At 52.2% G+C, this 19,043-nt stretch carries 19 protein-coding genes; 7 read left to right on the forward strand and 12 right to left on the reverse strand.

Features of this window, described 5'->3' with window-relative positions:
• Positions 1-399 precede the first annotated feature (399 nt).
• Both WCE46_RS04915 and WCE46_RS04920 read right to left on the reverse strand, forming a co-directional pair.
• Positions 400-1,314, reverse strand: coding sequence for a glycosyltransferase (locus WCE46_RS04915; protein ID WP_424732585.1), 915 nt, complete (start codon positions 1,312-1,314; stop codon positions 400-402).
• A 55-nt stretch (positions 1,315-1,369) separates the two neighbouring features.
• Positions 1,370-2,203 carry a glycosyltransferase family 2 protein gene (locus WCE46_RS04920; protein ID WP_424732586.1) on the reverse strand — a complete coding sequence of 278 codons (834 nt, stop codon included), beginning with the start codon at positions 2,201-2,203 and terminating at the stop codon, positions 1,370-1,372.
• A gap of 64 nt (positions 2,204-2,267) precedes the next feature.
• Between WCE46_RS04920 and WCE46_RS04925 the strand changes: the two genes are divergently transcribed.
• Positions 2,268-3,419, forward strand: a complete 1,152-nt coding sequence (locus WCE46_RS04925; RefSeq protein WP_424732587.1) for a glycosyltransferase family 4 protein — start codon at positions 2,268-2,270, stop codon at positions 3,417-3,419.
• A gap of 345 nt (positions 3,420-3,764) precedes the next feature.
• On the opposite strand, the gene WCE46_RS04930 is transcribed toward WCE46_RS04925, so the two are convergent.
• From WCE46_RS04930 to WCE46_RS04955, 6 genes are all read right to left on the reverse strand, one after another.
• The gene (locus WCE46_RS04930; RefSeq protein WP_424732588.1) at positions 3,765-4,733 is read right to left on the reverse strand and encodes a GDP-mannose 4,6-dehydratase; all 969 of its coding nucleotides are present in this window, start codon (positions 4,731-4,733) and stop codon (positions 3,765-3,767) included.
• Between the two features lie 356 nt (positions 4,734-5,089).
• A complete protein-coding gene (locus tag WCE46_RS04935; protein ID WP_424732589.1) occupies positions 5,090-6,025 on the reverse strand; it encodes a glycosyltransferase in 936 nt (311 codons plus the stop codon).
• Positions 6,026-6,637: 612 nt separating this feature from the next.
• Complete coding sequence (locus WCE46_RS04940) at positions 6,638-7,726, reverse strand: DNA topoisomerase IV subunit A (RefSeq protein WP_424732590.1); 1,089 nt, start codon at positions 7,724-7,726, stop codon at positions 6,638-6,640.
• Entirely contained in the window at positions 7,719-9,521 is a 1,803-nt protein-coding gene (locus WCE46_RS04945) for a DNA topoisomerase VI subunit B (RefSeq protein WP_424732591.1), read from the reverse strand. The genes WCE46_RS04940 and WCE46_RS04945 overlap by 8 nt, the downstream gene beginning before the upstream one ends.
• Positions 9,508-10,740 (reverse strand): histidine--tRNA ligase, encoded by a 1,233-nt coding sequence (gene hisS, locus WCE46_RS04950; RefSeq protein ID WP_424732592.1) that lies wholly within the window; start codon positions 10,738-10,740, stop codon positions 9,508-9,510. Before hisS ends, WCE46_RS04945 begins: the two co-directional genes overlap by 14 nt.
• Positions 10,741-10,779: 39 nt before the next feature.
• Positions 10,780-11,103, reverse strand: coding sequence for an ABC transporter permease (locus WCE46_RS04955; protein ID WP_424732593.1), 324 nt, complete (start codon positions 11,101-11,103; stop codon positions 10,780-10,782).
• Between the two features lie 50 nt (positions 11,104-11,153).
• Between WCE46_RS04955 and larB the strand changes: the two genes are divergently transcribed.
• From larB to WCE46_RS04970, 3 genes are all read left to right on the forward strand, one after another.
• Positions 11,154-11,930, forward strand: a complete 777-nt coding sequence (gene larB / locus WCE46_RS04960) for a nickel pincer cofactor biosynthesis protein LarB (RefSeq protein ID WP_424732594.1) — start codon at positions 11,154-11,156, stop codon at positions 11,928-11,930.
• Positions 11,927-12,436 carry a nicotinamide-nucleotide adenylyltransferase gene (locus WCE46_RS04965; protein WP_424732595.1) on the forward strand — a complete coding sequence of 170 codons (510 nt, stop codon included), beginning with the start codon at positions 11,927-11,929 and terminating at the stop codon, positions 12,434-12,436. Before larB ends, WCE46_RS04965 begins: the two co-directional genes overlap by 4 nt.
• A gap of 78 nt (positions 12,437-12,514) precedes the next feature.
• The gene (locus WCE46_RS04970) at positions 12,515-13,804 is read left to right on the forward strand and encodes a hypothetical protein (protein ID WP_424732596.1); all 1,290 of its coding nucleotides are present in this window, start codon (positions 12,515-12,517) and stop codon (positions 13,802-13,804) included.
• Positions 13,805-13,993: 189 nt separating this feature from the next.
• Here the strand turns inward: WCE46_RS04970 and WCE46_RS04975 are convergent, their stop codons facing one another.
• Entirely contained in the window at positions 13,994-14,191 is a 198-nt protein-coding gene (locus WCE46_RS04975; protein ID WP_424732597.1) for an antitoxin VapB family protein, read from the reverse strand.
• A 145-nt stretch (positions 14,192-14,336) separates the two neighbouring features.
• A complete protein-coding gene (locus WCE46_RS04980; RefSeq protein WP_424732598.1) occupies positions 14,337-15,113 on the reverse strand; it encodes a metallophosphoesterase family protein in 777 nt (258 codons plus the stop codon).
• 184 nt (positions 15,114-15,297) lie between these two features.
• Between WCE46_RS04980 and WCE46_RS04985 the strand changes: the two genes are divergently transcribed.
• Positions 15,298-15,771 carry a hypothetical protein gene (locus WCE46_RS04985; RefSeq protein WP_424732599.1) on the forward strand — a complete coding sequence of 158 codons (474 nt, stop codon included), beginning with the start codon at positions 15,298-15,300 and terminating at the stop codon, positions 15,769-15,771.
• A gap of 152 nt (positions 15,772-15,923) precedes the next feature.
• Here WCE46_RS04985 and WCE46_RS04990 read toward each other — a convergent pair whose 3' ends face one another.
• Together WCE46_RS04990 and WCE46_RS04995 are read right to left on the reverse strand one after the other, a co-directional pair.
• Entirely contained in the window at positions 15,924-16,244 is a 321-nt protein-coding gene (locus WCE46_RS04990; RefSeq protein ID WP_424732600.1) for a hypothetical protein, read from the reverse strand.
• Between the two features lie 177 nt (positions 16,245-16,421).
• Entirely contained in the window at positions 16,422-17,591 is a 1,170-nt protein-coding gene (locus WCE46_RS04995; RefSeq protein WP_424732601.1) for a redox-regulated ATPase YchF, read from the reverse strand.
• A 131-nt stretch (positions 17,592-17,722) separates the two neighbouring features.
• Here WCE46_RS04995 and WCE46_RS05000 point away from each other — a divergent pair, with 131 nt between their 5' ends.
• The gene (locus WCE46_RS05000; RefSeq protein WP_424732602.1) at positions 17,723-18,313 is read left to right on the forward strand and encodes a pyruvate kinase alpha/beta domain-containing protein; all 591 of its coding nucleotides are present in this window, start codon (positions 17,723-17,725) and stop codon (positions 18,311-18,313) included.
• Between the two features lie 2 nt (positions 18,314-18,315).
• Positions 18,316-19,043 (forward strand): hypothetical protein (locus WCE46_RS05005; RefSeq protein WP_424732603.1); only part of this gene is annotated, 728 nt, incomplete at its 3' end.

Here is a 19,043-nt window from a genome sequence, read left to right on the forward strand (position 1 = left end):
GGTGCAGGGGTCGCATATCCGCCGACGAATATTATGATGATTATTCGTGGGTTGGGCCGGTTCACGAGCCGGGGGAGGCCGCTTTTTTTTAAAATTCTCAGCAACCGGGTCGGACATTTTCCGGAATATCACGTATTTACATGACGAATGTTTATTCGGGAGTATGTAGCAAAGTAATCTGTAAGTATGCGATTCATGCCCCTCTCGCCGGGTGCCAGTCTTTTGCCTGATATTACCTTACCCTGGTTCTGGTGCGGGAAGGAATGTAATTGAGAAGTCTGAATCCGGAAAAGGTGCAGGATAATATATGGACCCGTATGTGGAAGTTGTAAAGAAGAACAAATAATCTGCCAGACTGAAATTAAAATACTTATTGACCGACTTTGAGTCTATGGTGTATTACCCATTCTTTTTCAGCAATTCCCTCAGTTTTCGATAGATATCCGTCCCAAACTGCATAAAAAATCGTCTGGTGGATACTTTCTCAAAGTTCGTTTCCAGCAGATTCTCGTAATCCGGGATATAATCGCTTACCGGGATCCAGTCATCTCCCGCCCTGATGTTGTAAATATTGTATTTCAGCGCCTTTGGTAAAAACTGATAATCAATCCTGTCGTAGATCCCGTACCGCAATTCAATGACCGTCTTTTCAACCGGGCAAAGGGATCCTTTTTTCGTACTTGCACCGGCGCCCTCGTTGAGGAAATAGCCGAGATTGTCTTTCAGGATATGCGCATTTCCATGGTGTACCAGGCGCATCGCCAGATCAAAATCGTTGGCGCACCGGAACTGTTCGTCAAAATAGCCCGCTTTCTCGCACAGTTTCTTCCGGAACATGAAAAACGGGCCCAATTTCATGCTTTTTGTCATTTCTTCAACAGGGTATCTGGCTTCATCGATGAATGTTCCGAGTTTTGAGGGGAATGAGGGTACAATATAAAAATTTCCCCCGACGATATCAATGGTGGGGTTGTCATCGAGGAAGTGCGCCTGGATCTCTATCGAGGGGGGTGACCTGAGATCATCGATATTCCATATGGTCAGGTATTCCCCTGACGACTCCCGCAGGCACCGGTTCCATGAAACCCCGAGGGGTTGTACAGGATTTGTGATAATGTGGTGAATATGTCCGGGATAGTTCTTCTGGAAAGTATCAATCAATGAAAGTTCTTCGGTTGTCGGTTCATTATGGTCAAAAACAATTTCGAGATCGGGAAAGTAAGTCTGGTGCGGTAACTCCTTGAGGAATTCAGGTAAATATTTACCTTTATGATAGCAGGCAGTAATCGTACTGACTTTTGAAATACCGGACATATTATACACTCATTGGTGTCGTATGTCTAAAAATTTGGGGCTTAAAGGAATCGTATTATTTTATACGAGCCTGTAATCCTTTATAAACAACACTCAAACAATAAAATGGAATCATATACAAAGCCCGGACTCCAAAAATCCGTATCACAAACATGCAATGATTACGGATTATATAATACGTCAGTTTCATGTAGGAGTTCTGTTTCCATGAACCCCGGGGAATTGGCTTATGGTATCCGAATGCTGCAGAAGTAAAATAAAATTTGTAACCTCTTTTCAGGATCCTGAAGTCAAGATCCGTTTCCTCGCGAAAATAATTGCCAATGTACCGGATCGAATATCCCCCGACCTCTTCCAGAACGGATTTTGGATAGAGCGAACAGGCATGCATGGATATGGTCTCAATAACCCGGTCACAGGTAATTGAATAATGGGAAAAAACCTCACCGGTGAAGTGGTTGAATATCATAGGCTCTTTGCAATCCTTCTGATCCAAAGCCGGCTTATCCTCAATAAGCCGTGGCATCACACCGCCAACCTTCCTTTGGTGGTTGAGTAAATCATAGGTCTCGACCAGTATGCGGAGACATGATAAATCGAGTGTCAAATCATCTTCGATGAAAAAGATCAAATCGCCGTGTGATTTAGCAATCCCTTCATTCCTGTTCGCAGGAGTTCCTTTTCGCTGAGGATTCCGATGGCAGGACACCCGGGGATCCTTCCCGATATAATTCTTCACAACCTCTTGGGTGCGATCATCCGAGCAATCATCCATGATGATCAGTTCCCAATCCGTAAAATCCTGCCCAATCACCGATTCGATACATGACGGCAGGATCTCGGCACGGTTATATGTCGGTAGAAGAATCGAGACGCGAGGTGTCATCATATATGGTCTATCATTATAATGAATACAATCAAATAAAACAGTTCATAACTGTGAAGGGAAGAGTATGACCTTGCCAAAAAAGATTCTGATCTGTGGTGACTATCAGACCCCCGATGAGCCGTTTTATGGGGGAGTCTCCCGGTCAGTATATTCAACCGTGCAGGAACTAAAAAATCTCGGGCCTGATTATGAGTTCCATGTCTGCACGTTGAACAGGCTTGCAAAAAAATCCTTTGTGAGTAAAGAGGACAACCTGGTCATCCATACCATCGCGTTTCCGATAAAAAATATGCCAATCCTGATACCGCAGCAGCTCACTACATTTCTGATCCACAGGGAGATCCGCCAGGTTAAGCCTGACCTTGTTCACGCTCATGGAACCGGAAAGGATTATGCTGCTCCTGTTATCCAGTGGAATCCTGAAAAATCGGTTATTACCGTGCATGGCGTCACACGGGAGGAATCAAAACACTGGACCGGAATAAAAGGAACCTACCACCGGGTAACCGGACGCCGGGTGGAGCGTTTTGTTCTATTACGGGCCCGTACCATCATTGCAGTTTCACCGTACGTGAAACGCATGATCCAGGGACAGACCCGGGCTGATATTTCCGTCATTTTCAATCCGGTGGAGAAAAAATTTTTCGACGTGCATAAGAAGGAGATCTCCCACCGGCTCCTGTTTGTCGGAGGCATTGAAGAACGCAAAGGGCTGGATATCCTTATCAAAGCCATTGCGCAGGTAAAACCAATCATCCCGGATGTCGAACTTCACATTGTCGGTGGTATCCGGAAAATGATCCATTATCACACCCTGGTCAGTCTCATACGATCCCTGGGGCTTGAATCAAATATCCGGTTTCTGGGTAGTCTCTCTGATCAAAACCTGATGCAGGAGTATGCAGAGGCGGATATTTTTGCCCTGCCTTCCTATGAGGAATCCCAGGGAATAGTTATCCTTGAAGCGATGGCCACAGGTACCCCGGTAATTGCGACCCGGGCCGGGGGCATTCCTGATATGATCCAGGATGATGTCAATGGGCTCCTGGTCGATTGTGGAAACGATCAGCAGATGGCGCAGTGCATCATATCCCTGCTGACAGAACCCGGGAGGCGACAGAGAATCGCAAAAACCGGCAACGAGATGGCAGCAGCATATCTGCCCGGGCCCATTGCACGCCAGCACCTCGACGTATATGGACGGCTTCTGTCCTGATTCAAATTTCCTGTTTTTCCGTGAGAGAATCTCATGGTGTACTGAACGTATAATCTGCGCAACGTTATCGCCCCGGTATTTCCTGGATACCTTCACGACATTTCTGGGCTCCCCTGTGTGGGTGAAATCAAGAAAGATATCTCATGCGAAATCCGCCGAATTGGCACGTTTACTGAATGCAATTATGCATGACAGTACAGATTCGAAGTCGCACCATACAATCCGGGCAAAAATCCCGGGACGTGGAGATTTTTAACCTATAACCAACAGCAGACCCCGTCGAAAAAAGAGGTGGGGTATCAGCCGCTTGTGACCGTAGTGTCTTGATAATACTCTATAATTCCATCACAATTTGTTGTGCCAGTAACCGTACATTTTCTCCAGGCTGTTTTCAAGAGAATTCCCCGGCGTCCAGCCCGTCGCACGATGAAGTTTGTCATAACTTCCGACAAGTACCGGATTGTCAACCGGCCTGATAAGGGCGGTATCCTGCTCCACGGTTACCGGTGTCTGTGTCAGTCCGGAAAGACATTGCACAATATCCAGGATGGAATGCCCTTTCCCGCTACACACATTGTACACCTCTCCAGAAACTCCTTTTGTCAGGATCGTATCATATGCCCGGATTACATCATCAATATCGACAAAATCGCGGACAATGGATCCATCCCCGATTTTAATCACCGGTTTTTTGTGATGAATCGCAATTTCGGCAAATTGTCTGGCAATGGAACTCACGACAAACGTATCACTTTGCCCGGGCCCGATATGGTTAAAGGAACGCGTACAGCAGATATCAAGATTATACCCTTTCACATAGACCTGCGCCAGGTATTCCTCAGAGACCCGTGCAACAGCATAAGGATTCTCAGGGACAATGGCTCTCTTTTCAATCAGGGGAAGGTCACGTTCCGGTACGATACCATATTCTTCAGAAGAGCCGACCGATAAAATCCTTGTCGTAAAGCCCTGCAGGCGCACGGCCTCCACGATATTAAGAAACGCATTGGTATTATTGAGAAATGATGTGAGTGGCGCAGTCCAGCTCTGGGCAACGGAACTAAAAGATGCGAGGTGAAGGATGTAATCTGGTTGTATATCCTGGATGACAGTATGAATTTTTGCCGCGTCAAGCAGATCACACTTGTGAAATGTTATTGAACGCAGCGTTGTCTCCTTATCCCCGATAAAATCCCATGTTGGCTCTGACCGGCTTACGCCATGAATATCATACCCTGTTTTAGTATTCAGTAAATACCGGGTAAAGTGACCTCCCACAAACCCACTTATTCCGGTAATCAGTATGGATTTCATGATTCAAGGGAAAATTTGTTCTCTATCGCTTTATCATTTACCCGGACCTTGAACATCGCCATATATTCATTTCTCATTCAGATACGCCCGCGTTCGTTACCGTTCATATGATCATAACCAGCGGAGTAATAAGGGTGCAGCATTTTTGTCACTAACAAAACTCATAATAATCCTCTGACATTCGGCCCATTCTGGATCCGGTTCTATCCCTGGCATACACTCATGGAAAAGAGTATCGGGCCCTCGTATGAATTGTGTTGTATGCACACGTCACCGGCCGGTTATGCGAGACGGGGCCGGAGAATTCTGTACGGATCTTATACGTGTGGTACCCATTCGTTCCAGATAACGCGTAACTATGGCCGGTACCCGACAATCATCTGGTGGTCTTTTTTTGAGAGGTTTTCTATTGAGAGGACGTCTTGGTATACCGATAGTATAATCTGCGCCACGTTTTCTCCCCGGTATTTTCCGGAGAATTTAACGATCTTATCTGGATCCCAGCTGCGGGTGAGTCCGAGCAGGATGCCACGGGCGAAATCAGCCGGGTCAGCCCGTTCACACAGTATCCCGACGTCAGGATCCGTAAGGATATCCATGCTCCCACTGTTCTTTGTGGCAATCACCGGTTTTCCGCAGGCCAGCGCCTCAATCTGGGCAATACCAAAACCTTCTTCCAGGCTTGGGAGCACAAAGAGGTCGCATGCATTTATCCAGGCAGGAATATCGGGTGCATTCATAAATCCGAGGAAATGGACCCTGTCTTCAATGTTTAATTCAGTCACCATTTTTTTGATAAACGTCTCATACGATTTTTCGTATTCGGCTTTTCCCCCGATGTAACACTGAACATCGGTTCTTGTTTTCCTGATAATGTCCATTGCCTTAATGAGATATTCCAGCCCTTTCCTTTTCTGCAGAATTCCAAATGTAAATACAATTTTTGCATCCTGCGGTACATTCAGAACATCCCTGCATGCATGCATGTCAAGTGGGGAATATTTCTGAACAAATCCGTACGGGACTGATATCGTGCGAGGGTTGTATTGTTCCAGTTTTGGGATCTCTTTTCTGTTGATAGTCATGATCTGGTCTGCATGAATCCACGCATTCTCAATCCTCGGATCTGCGAGATCGATCTCTTCCTGAAGCCATCCGGAATCTTCGTTTGCAGTGATTACATAGGGAACGTGGTATTTTTCTTTGAGTAAATTCGCGCAATGTGCTGAAGGCAGCGTGAAGTGGGCATGGATCAGATCAAAACCGATCTCATGCTTCTGGATACATTTCATGACTGCACTGAAACGGAAATCAAAATCCAGTTTTCTCCTGTATCTCATCAAGGGGACTTTCCTCGGAATAAAGAAACACCGGGGATAATATACGGATACATTATCATACCGGTAATCCGCACAGTACCGGTCATTTGGCATGATTTTAAATGAAACAAGCACAGGACAGATAACAATAATTTTTTTGAAAAAGGATTTGAGATATTGGATCTGATCTTTTACATAGATTGATCCGATATACCTGTTTTTCTCGTCAGGAAAGTCCGGGGTAATGACTAACAACGTCTTATCGTGGGTATCTCCCATGAATTTATGGATTGTGTCCTGACCGATACTCTTCACCTGTCTCTGTTTTAATTTTATTAGTTTTCAGTACTTTTGTTGTTAACTGTTAAGATCGGCAAGCCAATCCACCATTTTTTTTAAAATATTATTGGCAATAGGATCGATAAGGTTTCCCGGGAATCTCGATTCATTGGCCCTGTGTGCAATCTCGACGTCGTATGGCGGCAGGGCCCGGCTCGCACCACTCCCAAGGTACCTTGAGAAGCTGGAATGTTTCCTCAAACGGCATATTTATCCGGGTAGCACACACCGATGCTCATGAGACTCCTAGATCACACCCATCTCGGATAACCGGGCCGGTAAATACTTCTTCGTGACAAAGTCCAGCCCCCGGGCCGCAAACGCCTGCTGTTCTGATTTCAATCCCAGTTCGAGCTGCAGATTGATCTGCTTTCTCCAGTACTCAGTCGCAAACCGGGGATCTGTCAGTTCAGCATTTAATGCTTCAACATCCTTATCCGACAACTTATCGGATGGCAGGTTGTAATCCCGGATATCGCTGGGCTGCAACCCGAGGAACTGCGCTTTTGGCGTCGCGAGCAGTTCTGACATATGCGCACTCTTGATCGCACCGTATGCAACGGACGCGTAGATCCGGTACGACCACGGGTCGCCATCGGTAAAGACGAGGATCGGCAGGTTCCAGGTCTGGCTTATCCGGTTGAGCAGCCTGCGTGTCGACCGGGCCGGCTGGCCCTTGAGGTGGAGGAGGATCGCGTTGTGCTCCTCGTCAAACCCGTTTTCGATCAGCCGGTCATACATACCACCAGTTTCCATGGCGATGACAAATTTCGCATCGTGATCGACCAGCTCAAGGTTCTCAACGTTGTTCGGGATGGAATACCCGGCAGACCCCACGTCATCCTGGCAGTGGATCAGCTTGAGGCCGCGTCGTGTTGGCTCCCGGATCCGCATCGGGCCATAGATGCTTGCCCCGTTTTCTTCAGGTCGGAGATGAAATCCTTCGCGTGGAACATCGGAGATGATCTCGAGATCTTCAACGAGGAAGTTGCTCTCGTCCTGCGCGCCGAACTTCGCACGCTTCCAGCCCTCAGAGATGTAATACATTTCCCTGAGTGTTGAGGACCGGTTCTCGATGAGCTGCTGTTTGACAAAACCGATCACATAGGCCATCTTCAACAGGTGCGTTGCGCTCTTTGCGGTCGCTGCAGTGCGCAGGCTCTCCTTGTCCCCGTATTTCCAGACCTCGCTTGCATCGTCGTACTCGATGTTGTATTTTGTCCGGGTTGGAAGCGAGATAGATGGGATATCCCCGGCCTTCATCTGGTCGTACCAGGCAGATGCAATTGCCATGAGCGCCTTCATCGACCGTGCATCGAGTTCCTCTTTAGACATCGAGATCCACCACCATCATCTTGTTGTCCTCTATTCCCCGGATATCGAGCATGCCTCCGCCCTTGCCGGTATACGAGACGCGCCAGACCGTCTGTTTTTTGATCGCCATCTTCCAGACTTTCGTGAACTGCCCGTCCATCTCGGTCGAGAACGCGGACGGTACATCGGCATCGGCTGCGTTGTCCGCAGAGATGTCATAGACCGAGATCTCGACATCGCTCCCGGTGTAGTTGTTCGCCTCGATCGTGACCTTCCCGTCCCGGGTCCATTTCTTTGCGATCAGCTTGCGCATCAATCGCCCCTCTATGGGGGTCGTGTCGACGACCGGTTTTTCCACGATCTCGCTCACCTTTATCGCGATCTCCGGGATGACTGCGCAGACCGCCCGGGCCCGGTCCTCTGCGAGCTTGTTCCGGTCCCTGCGCGAAAGGAACGTCTTAAGTTCCCGGCCGAGTTCCTGCAGGGCAAGCACGATCTCCTTTTCGATCTCCGGTATGCTCGCAATCGCGTCCTTGCTCTCGCTCGTGAAGGGCACATTGGTAGATGCCACATGGACGAGGATCAGGACCGGCCCCAGAGGAAGACCCTGCTGTGAGATATTGTACGACTTCCAGTTGACATTTGCAACGCACTCGGTGACCGCGCAGGCGCCCTGCTGGTACATGAGCGGGACACGGTTTGCAAACCTGAGGATCGTTGCGTTGCCCTCAGGCGCGAGCCTGCCCCCGTAGCCTATCGCCGCTTCGACCACGAACGGGTGGCCTGAGTAGACCGAGCTCGGGCGCGTGCGGGCCGCGACAAAATCCATCTGGAACTCCTTGTCAAGCCCGCGCCGGATCAGGTCTTCCCCAATGGGCGAGAGGCACTGGGTGGTCGGCGGAGCGGGCACGGCGACTGATTGCATCGCGGCGAGCAGGTTTTTCTGTTCCTCCGCTGAGAGCGCTTTTACTTTTGCAGTCTGCTTAAGGCCGGATATATCGCACATCTCCAGTGCGGTCTTTTTCCCGACCCGTGAGAAACCGTTTACCAGAAAATCGATCAGTTTCTCATCGCTTGCTGCGGCCATCCGTTTGAGCTGCCCGAACTCGATCCCGTGCGGGTGGGGCTGGATCGCTACCGGGCAGGCAATCACTTCCTGGCTCACCCTCTCAAACGTGAACGACTCGTCGTCCAGTTCCACCCGGAAGCGTGCGTGGGGATTTACGACTGAAGTGTACTTGAGGTATTCGAGCAGCTTCTTTTTCGCTGACATCGTGCTCTTGAACTCGATCTGGACCCGGGTGCCATGGATCCGGTCCCACTCGAATGACTGCTGCGAGATGATGTCGGGCTCGTTTGTCTCTATTTTTATCTGGATTTCGAACTTGTGCGCCGGTTCCTTTGCCCCGGTGCGCGAGATGACGACCGTGGGAATGCCGCTCGTCAGCTGCGCGTAGAGCACGGCCGCCGAGATCCCGATGCCCTGCTGGCCCCGGGTCTGCCGGATCTGGTGGAACCGTGAGCCATACAGCAGTTTCCCAAAGACAAACGGGACCTGCGCGGGAACGATGCCGGGGCCGTTATCCTCGACAATGATCCGGAATATCTCGGGGCCGGTTTTTTTGATGCTGATGTAAATATCGGGAAGCACCTGCGCTTCCTCGCAGGCGTCGAGTGCGTTATCGACTGCTTCCTTTATGGTGGTAATGACCCCCCGGGTCGGGGAGTCAAATCCCAGCAGGTGTTTGTTCTTCTCGAAAAACTCCGCGACACTGATACTGCGCTGCTGCTTTGCGAGTTCCTCAGCGAGCACCATGCGCTTTCACCTCGGCTATCGCCGCGGCCGGATCAAGTGTCTTCTGCTCGCCGGAGTGAAGATCCTTGAGCGTGACCTGGCCGGCCCCGGCCTCCCGTGCGCCGATCACGACTGCAAAGTCCGCTGACTTCGCTGCGTGTGCCATCTGTGCCCCAAGCCCGCGCTCCATGAGATCCATCTCCGCCCGGATCCCTTCGGCCCTGAATGCCCGGGCCACGGAGAGCGCGAAGCTGCGCCCCTCGTTTGTGCACACGATCCCCACAATGGTATCTTTTTTGGGCTGCACATCGCCAAGAGAGACCATTACCCGGTCAAAGCCGATCGCAAAACCTGCTGAAGCGACATCGTCGCCGCCGAACAGGTGCGCAAGCCGGTATGCCCCGCCGCCAACGATCTGGTTTTCCGCGCCAAGGTTGTGCGCAAACCCTTCAAAGACCATGCCGGTATAGTAATCGAGACCCCGGGCGATCCCGAAGTTGAGGGAATAATTGACACCTGATGCATCAAGGATGCCGGTCATCTGCTCCACACGCTCTTTTTCCGGGATCGTCCCGGCGATCTCGAATGCTTCGGGCAGCGTACGGCACTCGACAAGTGCTGTCAGTGACTCGCCGAGGTCCGCTTTTCCCATCTCCGCAAGGGTGGCCTTGAGACCCTCGAAATCTTTCTTGTCGAGATGCGCCATCACCCGGCGCTGGGCAGAAGGTTCGAGGTCTTTGAGGAGATTTTTCATGAACGCGAGGTGGCCGACCTTGAGGTCCCATGTGACACCTGTCGCATTGAGCGCGTCGGCGGCGAGCATGATCACTTCTGCATCGGCAATCGCGGTATCGGCTCCGATCAGTTCCGCGCCGAACTGCCAGAACTGCCGGTACCGCCCTTTCTGCGGGCGCTCGTACCGGAAACAGTCGGCAAAGTAGCACCAGCGCAAGGGTTTTGGCGCGACCTTTGCCTCGTTGATGTACATCCGGATCACGGCTGCCGTGATCTCCGGGCGCAGGGCCATTTTCCTGCCACCCTTATCCTCAAAGACGTACATCTCCTGCATGATCCCCTCGCCCGACCTGAGCGTGAAGAGTTCGAGATCTTCGAATTCAGGTGTGCATACTTCCCGGTATCCCCAGCGGCGCACTGCCTCGTGCATCTTTGCTTCGGTACTGCGCCGTGCTTCCATCTCATCGGGGAGAAAATCCCGTGTGCCTCGTGGTTTCTGGATCATGCCTGGTACATCCTTATTGTGTGTTTCCTGCCTCAACCATTATTTTTTGTTCGATACAGGGCGTTTTGCGCTGCCCAGCGTCCGATCGAGTGCGCTCTCGTTGCCCGTCCAGATCTTCTCGCGTGTCATCCGTCCCTGGAGGTACAGTGCAGCGAGGATCAGGCCAAGTCCCAGCAGTTCGAACATGTCGCCTGCAATCGTGCAGAGCAGGCCGAACGTAGCGAGGGCACCGTACAGTACACCCCAGTACGCTGCTTTACGGTACCCAAAAAGACCAGTCCTGAAAAAAATCCGCGCATCACGCAGCCAGAGAAAGATCGTGGCAGCCGCGCCAAAAAATCCGATATAGATCAGGTACGACATGGCAATGAACTAACTTATACTACGCCTCTCCATATCTGTATTATCACATTATGCATGCAAACCCGGTGCTTACAGCCCTCCTTGAGCGGTACAGAAACGGCGAGATCGCGCTCGACGAAGCTGCACAGGAGATAGAAGGACTCCGCCTTGAACGGGTCGGGGACTTTGCCTGCCTCGATCTCGGCCGCGCAGTCCGGTGCGGGATGCCGGAAGTTGTCCTTGCAGAAGGAAAAGACCCGGATCACCTTGCCGAAATTGCAGTCCGACATGCGGAGACGGCCGGCCGCTGTGTCGTCACGCGCGTAACACCCGAACAGGTGTCTGTGGTGCAGGCACGGTGTACGGGAAAAGGGATCACGGCAGAGTACCGTACTCCAGCGCAGGTGCTTGTCCTCTCGACCGGGCCCGCACCGGAACCGACCGGTGGGATTGTCGCGGTCATCACGGCCGGGACATCGGATATCCGTGTCGCAGAGGAAGCAAAGATCATCGCTGAAGAGATGGGCTGCACGGTCCGGACCGCGTACGATGTGGGAGCGGCCGGCATCCACCGGTTGTTCCCGGCGCTCAAGCCCTTGCTCGACGCGGATGTTTTTGTTGTCTGTGCAGGCCGGGAAGGAACGCTCCCGGCCGTTGTCGCCGGTCTCGTGGACAAACCGGTAATCGGGGTCCCTGTCAGCACCGGCTACGGGTACATGGGACAAGGGCGTGCGGCGCTTGCGAGCATGCTCCAGTCGTGCTCGGTCATTGCCGTTGTCAACATCGACGCAGGGTTCACGGCCGGCGCCTTTGCGGCAAGGGTTGCCAATGCGGGAGAAAAAAAATGAAGCGCGGATTTTATGTCGGCAGGTTCCAGCCCTACCACAATGGGCACCAGGCGGTTCTTGAAGAGCTTGCACGGACGTGTGATGAGATCATCATCGGTGTCGGGAGCGCGCAGCTCTCCCATACGACAGAGAACCCGTATACGGCCGGTGAGCGCGTGCTGATGATCACCCGGGCGCTCACGTCCCTCCGGTGCCCATACTATGTGATCCCGATCGAAGATGTACAGCGCAATGCGCTCTGGGCCGCGCATGTCAGGTCGATGACGCCACCGTTTGATACCTGTTACTCGTCAAACCCTCTGGTCGTCAGGCTTTTTTCTGAAGCCGGCGTGGAGGTGCAGTCCCCAGCGATGTACGAGCGCGACCGGCACAGCGGTACCGAGATCCGACGCCGCATGCTTAACGACAAACCGTGGGAACATCTTGTCCCGCCAGCGGTCGTGACCGTAATACATGAGATTGACGGGGTGGAACGGCTCCGGGCTATCGCACGCGACGACCAGTGACCGAGAACACTTTCTTTGTTCATGAACAAATGATCATGATATCTGCTACCCCATGATTCGGTAGTTCCGGAGTGTCCGATGCTGAAATTTTTAAAATCGCTCATTGGCTCTGCGCCTGAAAAACAGGTCAGCCTGACATTTGAGGAAGTCCCGTTATGGCTCGATGACCGGGAAAAAGCCGCGCGTGACGCTGTCAGCGCTGAGGTGCAGGAGCCGATCCACAACATACGAAACGCCACCGCGAACCTCCAGCTGATGGTCAATAATCTCAAAGGTGCAGACCAGGATCCCGAGACCCACCCGAAGATCAAAAGTATTGCAAAAAATTCCCTGCCCCTTTTCTTAAAGGCCATGAACTTCTCGCTTGCAAAGGAACTTCCCGATGAGCCGGAGGAGTTCTACACCGCGGCAGTTGAATGCGTGAAAGGCGCCTTAAACGCGGTCCGCGGCCAGGGCCGTTACCTTATGGTTGCTTTCCCCGAAGAGATGAAGGAGACCAAGGCCGGCATCGATGTTATCGGCAGGGAGATCAACGTGATGACAAAAGCCCTTGGCCGGTTCAAGGCAGAAACAGCCCGGGTCGGGGCCGCACGTACGGCATATGCTGCGCTGTGCGATGCCCGTACCGATCTGGAGCGATCGTTCGGGAAGGAAGAACGGCTCAGGTCGCGCATTGCAGAGATCGGTGAGCGTCTCGAAGCAATTACCGGGGAGATGGCCCGGCTCTCTGCCGATCCCGCACTGCTGACGCTTGATGCCGAGCGTGACCGGTGTGCGGAACTGGTCCGGCAGCGCGACGATCTCATGCGGCACTATGCCTCGCTTACCATGACCTCCTCCCATGTCTTACGAAAAGCTGAGAAGATCGCTACCCGTAAGCACCTGTCAAAGGAAGTTCATGTTCTCAAGGAAGCCATGGATATCCTGTCCAATCACGAGGTTGCAGCTGCGGAAACGGTTGCCCGTGCGCTGGATATGGCATGCCCGGTGGTACAGAAAATGATCGATGACGGCGATATCATCTTAAAAAACAAGGAAGAACGTGCGATCTTTTCAGATACCGGGAAATTCTCCGGTGAAGTGAGCGGACTGTGTACCCGGTACCGCGAGCTCGAGAAGCACTGCCGTGAATCAGAAGAATGTCTTTTGTCCCATCCGGTGCTTTCACGCATGAAATCACTTGAACGTGAAAACGAGCAGCTGAAAAGCAAGCGTCTTTTCGAAGAGGACGAACAAAAGGAGCTTATCGAGTGGAGAACAAAACTCCAGACCACGGTCCCGCTCTTACAGGAAGAACTGGTAAAAAAATTAAAAGATATTGTAGGGGAGACTGTGCAATTCCAGGTGAACGAACCGGTGCGAGGGTAAAACACCGGCACGATCTTTTACGATGGTTTTTTTTACTTTTTTATGTGAACAAGTCTTCGATAGTCTTGATGATCAGCGCTAATCTTTCCTGTGTTATGTCGTCACTGATATGCCAGCCCGCTGTGCTGACACATGACGGATGCATGACCGGTGTCCACCCTTCATGAGAGGAATGCCCGATGGTCTCACTCATTCCGGTGTCTCCGTCCCGACAAAATCCCCCAGTTCGCTCTGGCTGGGCGGGAAGGCATCCGACCAGCCATAGCTTTCGTGGAGCATCTGTGCAATGACATCGCTGAAGGTCATGTTGCCACGCTTGAGCGCAAGCAAAGCCTCATACACCTCGGGATCAATCCGGATCGATCGCCCCTCGCCTGCACGAGGCATAATTACCACTCTGTGGTAACGGTATATAAACATATTCCTAAAAGTATCGTTAAATTTTCAGATAAAGCATAAAAACATTCAAAAATAACGGTTTTTCGGCCATTTTATGCGGCCCGCGCCGGATTTACCGGCACCTTTCATGAGATCACAGGGTACTCATGCACCGGGTCCTGCCTGCAACCCGGATATACGTAAAGGATGTTTCATCGGCATAGGCAAATTCCGGCATCTCCCCGTGGCACCCGCCAAGCCTGAAGAGTGTTGGCATATCCAGCGGAATGCGTGCCACCTCGATCTCCCCTTCAGGAAATACGGTGTTCTTTTCGCGCACGAACCGGATCATCTGCTCTTTGATCCCGTCCATGGTTTTGCGGCAGCAGATATGGGTATGCTGGTGCCCGCAGACCATGTAGGAAAGGCCACGTTTTTCAAGTGCGTCAAACGCCATCGGTGCGGTATAATGGTACCCCGTGAATGAGTCCCCTGCCGTATGGGACAACCGCTGCCAGCACTTGAGCCGGAGGGTCTGGGTACCGAGATCGAGTGGTCCCCCATGGACAAAGAGCATTCCGCGATCCACCCATTCCATCGGCATGCCGGAAAAAATATCAAGGAGCGGGGAACCGCGCAGTTGTTCGTGCCGGAAGGTACTTGTCTCGTCGCTTCCGGAGACCGGGACTCCGTTTAAGAATGCATGGTCGTGATTTCCGATGACAGACACCAGCCGGAATTCCCCCGCCAGATCATGGACGATCTCAAGAGTGGTGCCGGGACAATTGCCCCGGTGCAGGAGATCCCCGAGGTTGACAAGGGTGTCGATGGGGCCAAAGCGCTCCGGAAATGACGGGTCCCGGATATACGCTGCTACAAGGCCGAGAGCGTCAGCATCGGCATGTACATCGGAAAAGATTACAGTGCCCATAAATTCGTGGATGGATATTGGTCGTTTATTCTCATATAAACCCGTGATGCCCCGGGTTAGATCCATGTGCGGCTGCATGAGTGCAGGATGGATATATTCATGTCCGATTTCCGCCCAAGTACTCTATTCATCTTTGCGTGCTCTGGTGCGCCCGACGCATACCGGACCTAAAAAGGAGAGATCCATGGAGAAATTTCTCAATGCTTACATTGAAAGGATGAGACCCGTCTTTAGCCGGATTCCGGAAAAGACTGCACATGTAATTGCCTCGGCATTTTTTTCATTCAAGTTCGAGTTGTATCCAAAAACCCTCCGTGAATGCGCGACTGCCCTTTTGCAGGTACCGGATGGTGGCGGCAGTGAGGCCCTCAAAAAAGCGCTTGCGATTATACAATCCTACGCGGAGGCACGTGAGAATGCGCAGGTTGAGCCGGATCACGTGGTCCCTTTCACGGATGCCGAGCATGCGTACCTTGCCGTGAACCTGCCCACGGATCGTATTGAAGATCCCGACACGCTCGAACTGGATAATGCCCTTCTCCTGCTCTATGCGGTAGCAGTGATCGCGTCTCCTGATGATGAACAGGCGCTGGACGAACACCGGACATATGTCATTACGATGCTTGGGACTTACAAGCGGGCGCTGGGGATTCCATAAAATGTGATGGGGGTTTGAAAGACACCCATTCTCTTAAAATTCTATTTCAATTCAGGCTCTTTTTTCCTTCAGAATTGTCCGTGGAAAATTGTTTGAGCGGCCTCGTGTTCACTACGAGGAAAATTCTAAAATCAGTCCTTTAAATAAAAAAGTTACAGGCTGTCAAGGCTGACCGCATTGAAATCCTGCGCCACATCCTTGATATCCTTTACGCCAAACGCGGTCTGGACGCTTGCCAGTTCGAGTTCGTTTGCTGCATCGCAGACATAGTCAAGGAGGTCGACCGAGAGTTCCTTTTTGATCTTGCTCTTCTTGAGCTGGTCGAGCAGGGACGCCATCTTTTCCGGGGTCTCCATGCGGAGCTTGGCAAGGCTCATGACACACATGTAGATGCGTGTCAGGTTCCTGTCTGTACCGGTGATGGTGTCAAAGAAGTTCCTGATCACCTGTGCCTGGTATATCTCTCCACCCATGGATTCACCTCCGTTCTATCGGTATTTCCCCTATACTCTGCGTCATGTTATAAGGTTTGTGGTAAACGGGGGCAGATTCGGGCCAAAATCGTGAAAAAAAGGGTAAATTTCGCGCAGGAGCGGCGCGGATGTCTGACAACGGGATGACACCCGTCACACACTGCCGCCTGCCGCCGCCTACTTCGCCGCACTGACGATTTTGATGATGTCCCCGTCCTTGAGGATGTGGTTTTCCTTGATCCGCATCTTGGTGCGGGCATCGATGGCATACAGGAATCCTTTCCCGATATCGGTGTGCACCTGGAACGCCAGATCATGGGGGGTTGATCCACGTTTCATCAGGAAGGCATCCGGTAGTACATCACCCTGCTTGTTGCAGAACTTGTTTTCGTCTTCCACCGGGTACACGACAATCCGGTCGAGCAGTTCGAAGACCGCACGGTTGACCGCGTCCTGAACACCGGTCCCGTTGTTCTTCTTCATGACCTCTGCAAGTTTTACAAGACCTGCTTTCTGGGGCGCTGAGAGCGTGACGCCTTCGGTAACCGAGAACTGTTTGTCTCCCGGCAGGTATTTTATCACGTTTGCCGCTGCCGCATTCCTCAGTGCCAGTTCCGATGCGGCGCTGACAAATGCAACCTTCTGTGCGGCAAGTTTCTCCCGCAGTGCGTCAGGTGTCTCATCGATCTTGTTCCCGACAACAAGCATCGGCTTTGAGATCTTTACTATCTCGGCACAGAACGGCACAAGGTCTTCCATCTGGGCATGGACGAGATCGAGTTTGAGCTGCAGTTCCAGCTCACGCACTTCATCAGGTGTTATCCCGAGGCCCGTGAAGACCTCGGCGATTCCCTGGTGGATGGAGAATGACTTGACCGATGCCTGGCGGGAGAGCCGGGACCAGTGCTTGTCAAGGATACCGTAGACCCACATCGTCATCTCAAAGCCAAGGAACTTCACATCCTCTTCCGGGTCATGATTCCCGACACCTACCGGGTTTCCTTCGCTGTCGGTCCCGCCGCTCGCATCGATCACATGCAGGATCGCATCGGCCTGCCGGAGGTTGTCAAGGAACTGGTTCCCGAGACCCTTCCCCTTGTGCGCATCGGGAACAAGCCCCGCAACATCAATGAGGTTGACGGCAACAAACCGGACGCCGTCCACGCAGTGGCCGCAGGTAAGATCAAGGCCGTGGCAGGGGCAGGTCGTCCGCACGTATGCGACGCCAAAGTTGGGATTGATGGTCGTAAATGGGTAGTTGGCGATCTCTGCGTTCGCCATGGTTGCCGCCTTGAAAAAGGTCGACTTTCCGCAGTTTGGTTTTCCTGCAAGCGCGAGGGTGATCATCGTATTTCCTCAAGGTTTCAAGATTTTTTACTTTTCAACAGGATCGCTGCACCGGATCTGTTGGGATGTCTGCCTTTTGGTATGAATAGAATCTGACAAAGTTTTTCATGGCTGCTTATTAAAAGGTACTTATGACCTTTATCGCAAAAACCTGTTATTATTTTGATAAACCGGGCCCGGTAAACACAAAGGATGCAGCGCGATTTGCCATTGAAAGGGCGAAGGACCTCAATCTTAAGACCATTATTGTCGCGAGCAGTTCCGGGGAGACCGCGCGGGTCTTTTTTGACGCAATGAAAGGTTCCGGCCTTTCCCTTGTGGTAGTGACCCATGTTATGGGATTCTCAAAGCCCGGCGAGTGGGAGTTTTCGGACGAGACCGCACAGGAACTCCGGAAGGAAGGCGTGAAGATCGTGACCGGTACCCACGCTCTCTCCGGTCTCGAACGCGCCCTTTCAAAGTCACCGAAGGTTGGCGGCGCGTCCAGGACCGAGGCAATCGCCGAAGCTCTGCGGCGCGTGATCGCTGTCGGCCTCAAGGTGGCAGTTGAGTGCGTGCTTATCGCCGCCGACCAGGGTGCGGTCAGGATCGATGAAGAAGTTATTGCAGTCGGTGGGACAGCAAGCGGGGCAGATACGGTCTGCGTGATCCGCCCGGCCTACACGGCAAGTTTCTTTGATCTCCAGGTGCGGGAAATTGTGGCCATGCCCCGGGTCAGATAACCATGGTTCTTAAGGAATTGCAGGAAGCTGTCCGCGTGGTGGGACAGACACCGGTGCTCTGGATCCCGGGGATCGTTGCCGGGCTGCTTGGTGCGGTGCTCTGGATTTTGTTCAACCTTGTCGGCACGTTCTTTACGAGCCGGCTTGTCATTATCGCCGGCCTCGTGATGGTACTCTTTGTTGCCGGTACTTTTGGTCTCGTAAAGAAAAACGAGACCGGGGCTGGTACGATGGTGCGCGAAGGGGCGGGTTACTATTTCCGGGTGCTGCTCCCCTGGCTTGTGATCCTCTTTATCCTCATGCTTGTCTTTGCGCTGATCATGATGGTGACCATCATTTCGGCCGGGAGTTCAACGGATTACGAAGGAACGGGCATTCTTGCCGTTTTTGTTATGATCCCCACGTTGTTCCTGACATTCTTCTGCGATACGGCAGCAGTCTTTGAGGATCTCCGGGTCTTTGCCTCCCTTCGGCGCAGTATCGGTGTTGTTGCCGGCCACGCGTGGGAAGTGCTGGGATTTTTTGTTACCTGCGTCGTGCTCTCCTTCCTTGACTTCTTCGTTTTTGCCCTCATCTGGGAAGGACTCCTCTTTGACAAACTCCAGCCGCTTGTGGACTATTACAACAGTTCCGCCTTCAACGAGACCCAGTTCGCATCGATGTTCACTCCCCAGCAGCTGATAACCCTGATCGGCCCGGATGGAATGTGGATCACTGCCGCCGTCATCTT

Origin of the sequence: Methanoregula sp. (assembly GCF_049690535.1) — an archaeon.
Lineage (GTDB): Archaea > Halobacteriota > Methanomicrobia > Methanomicrobiales > Methanospirillaceae > Methanoregula.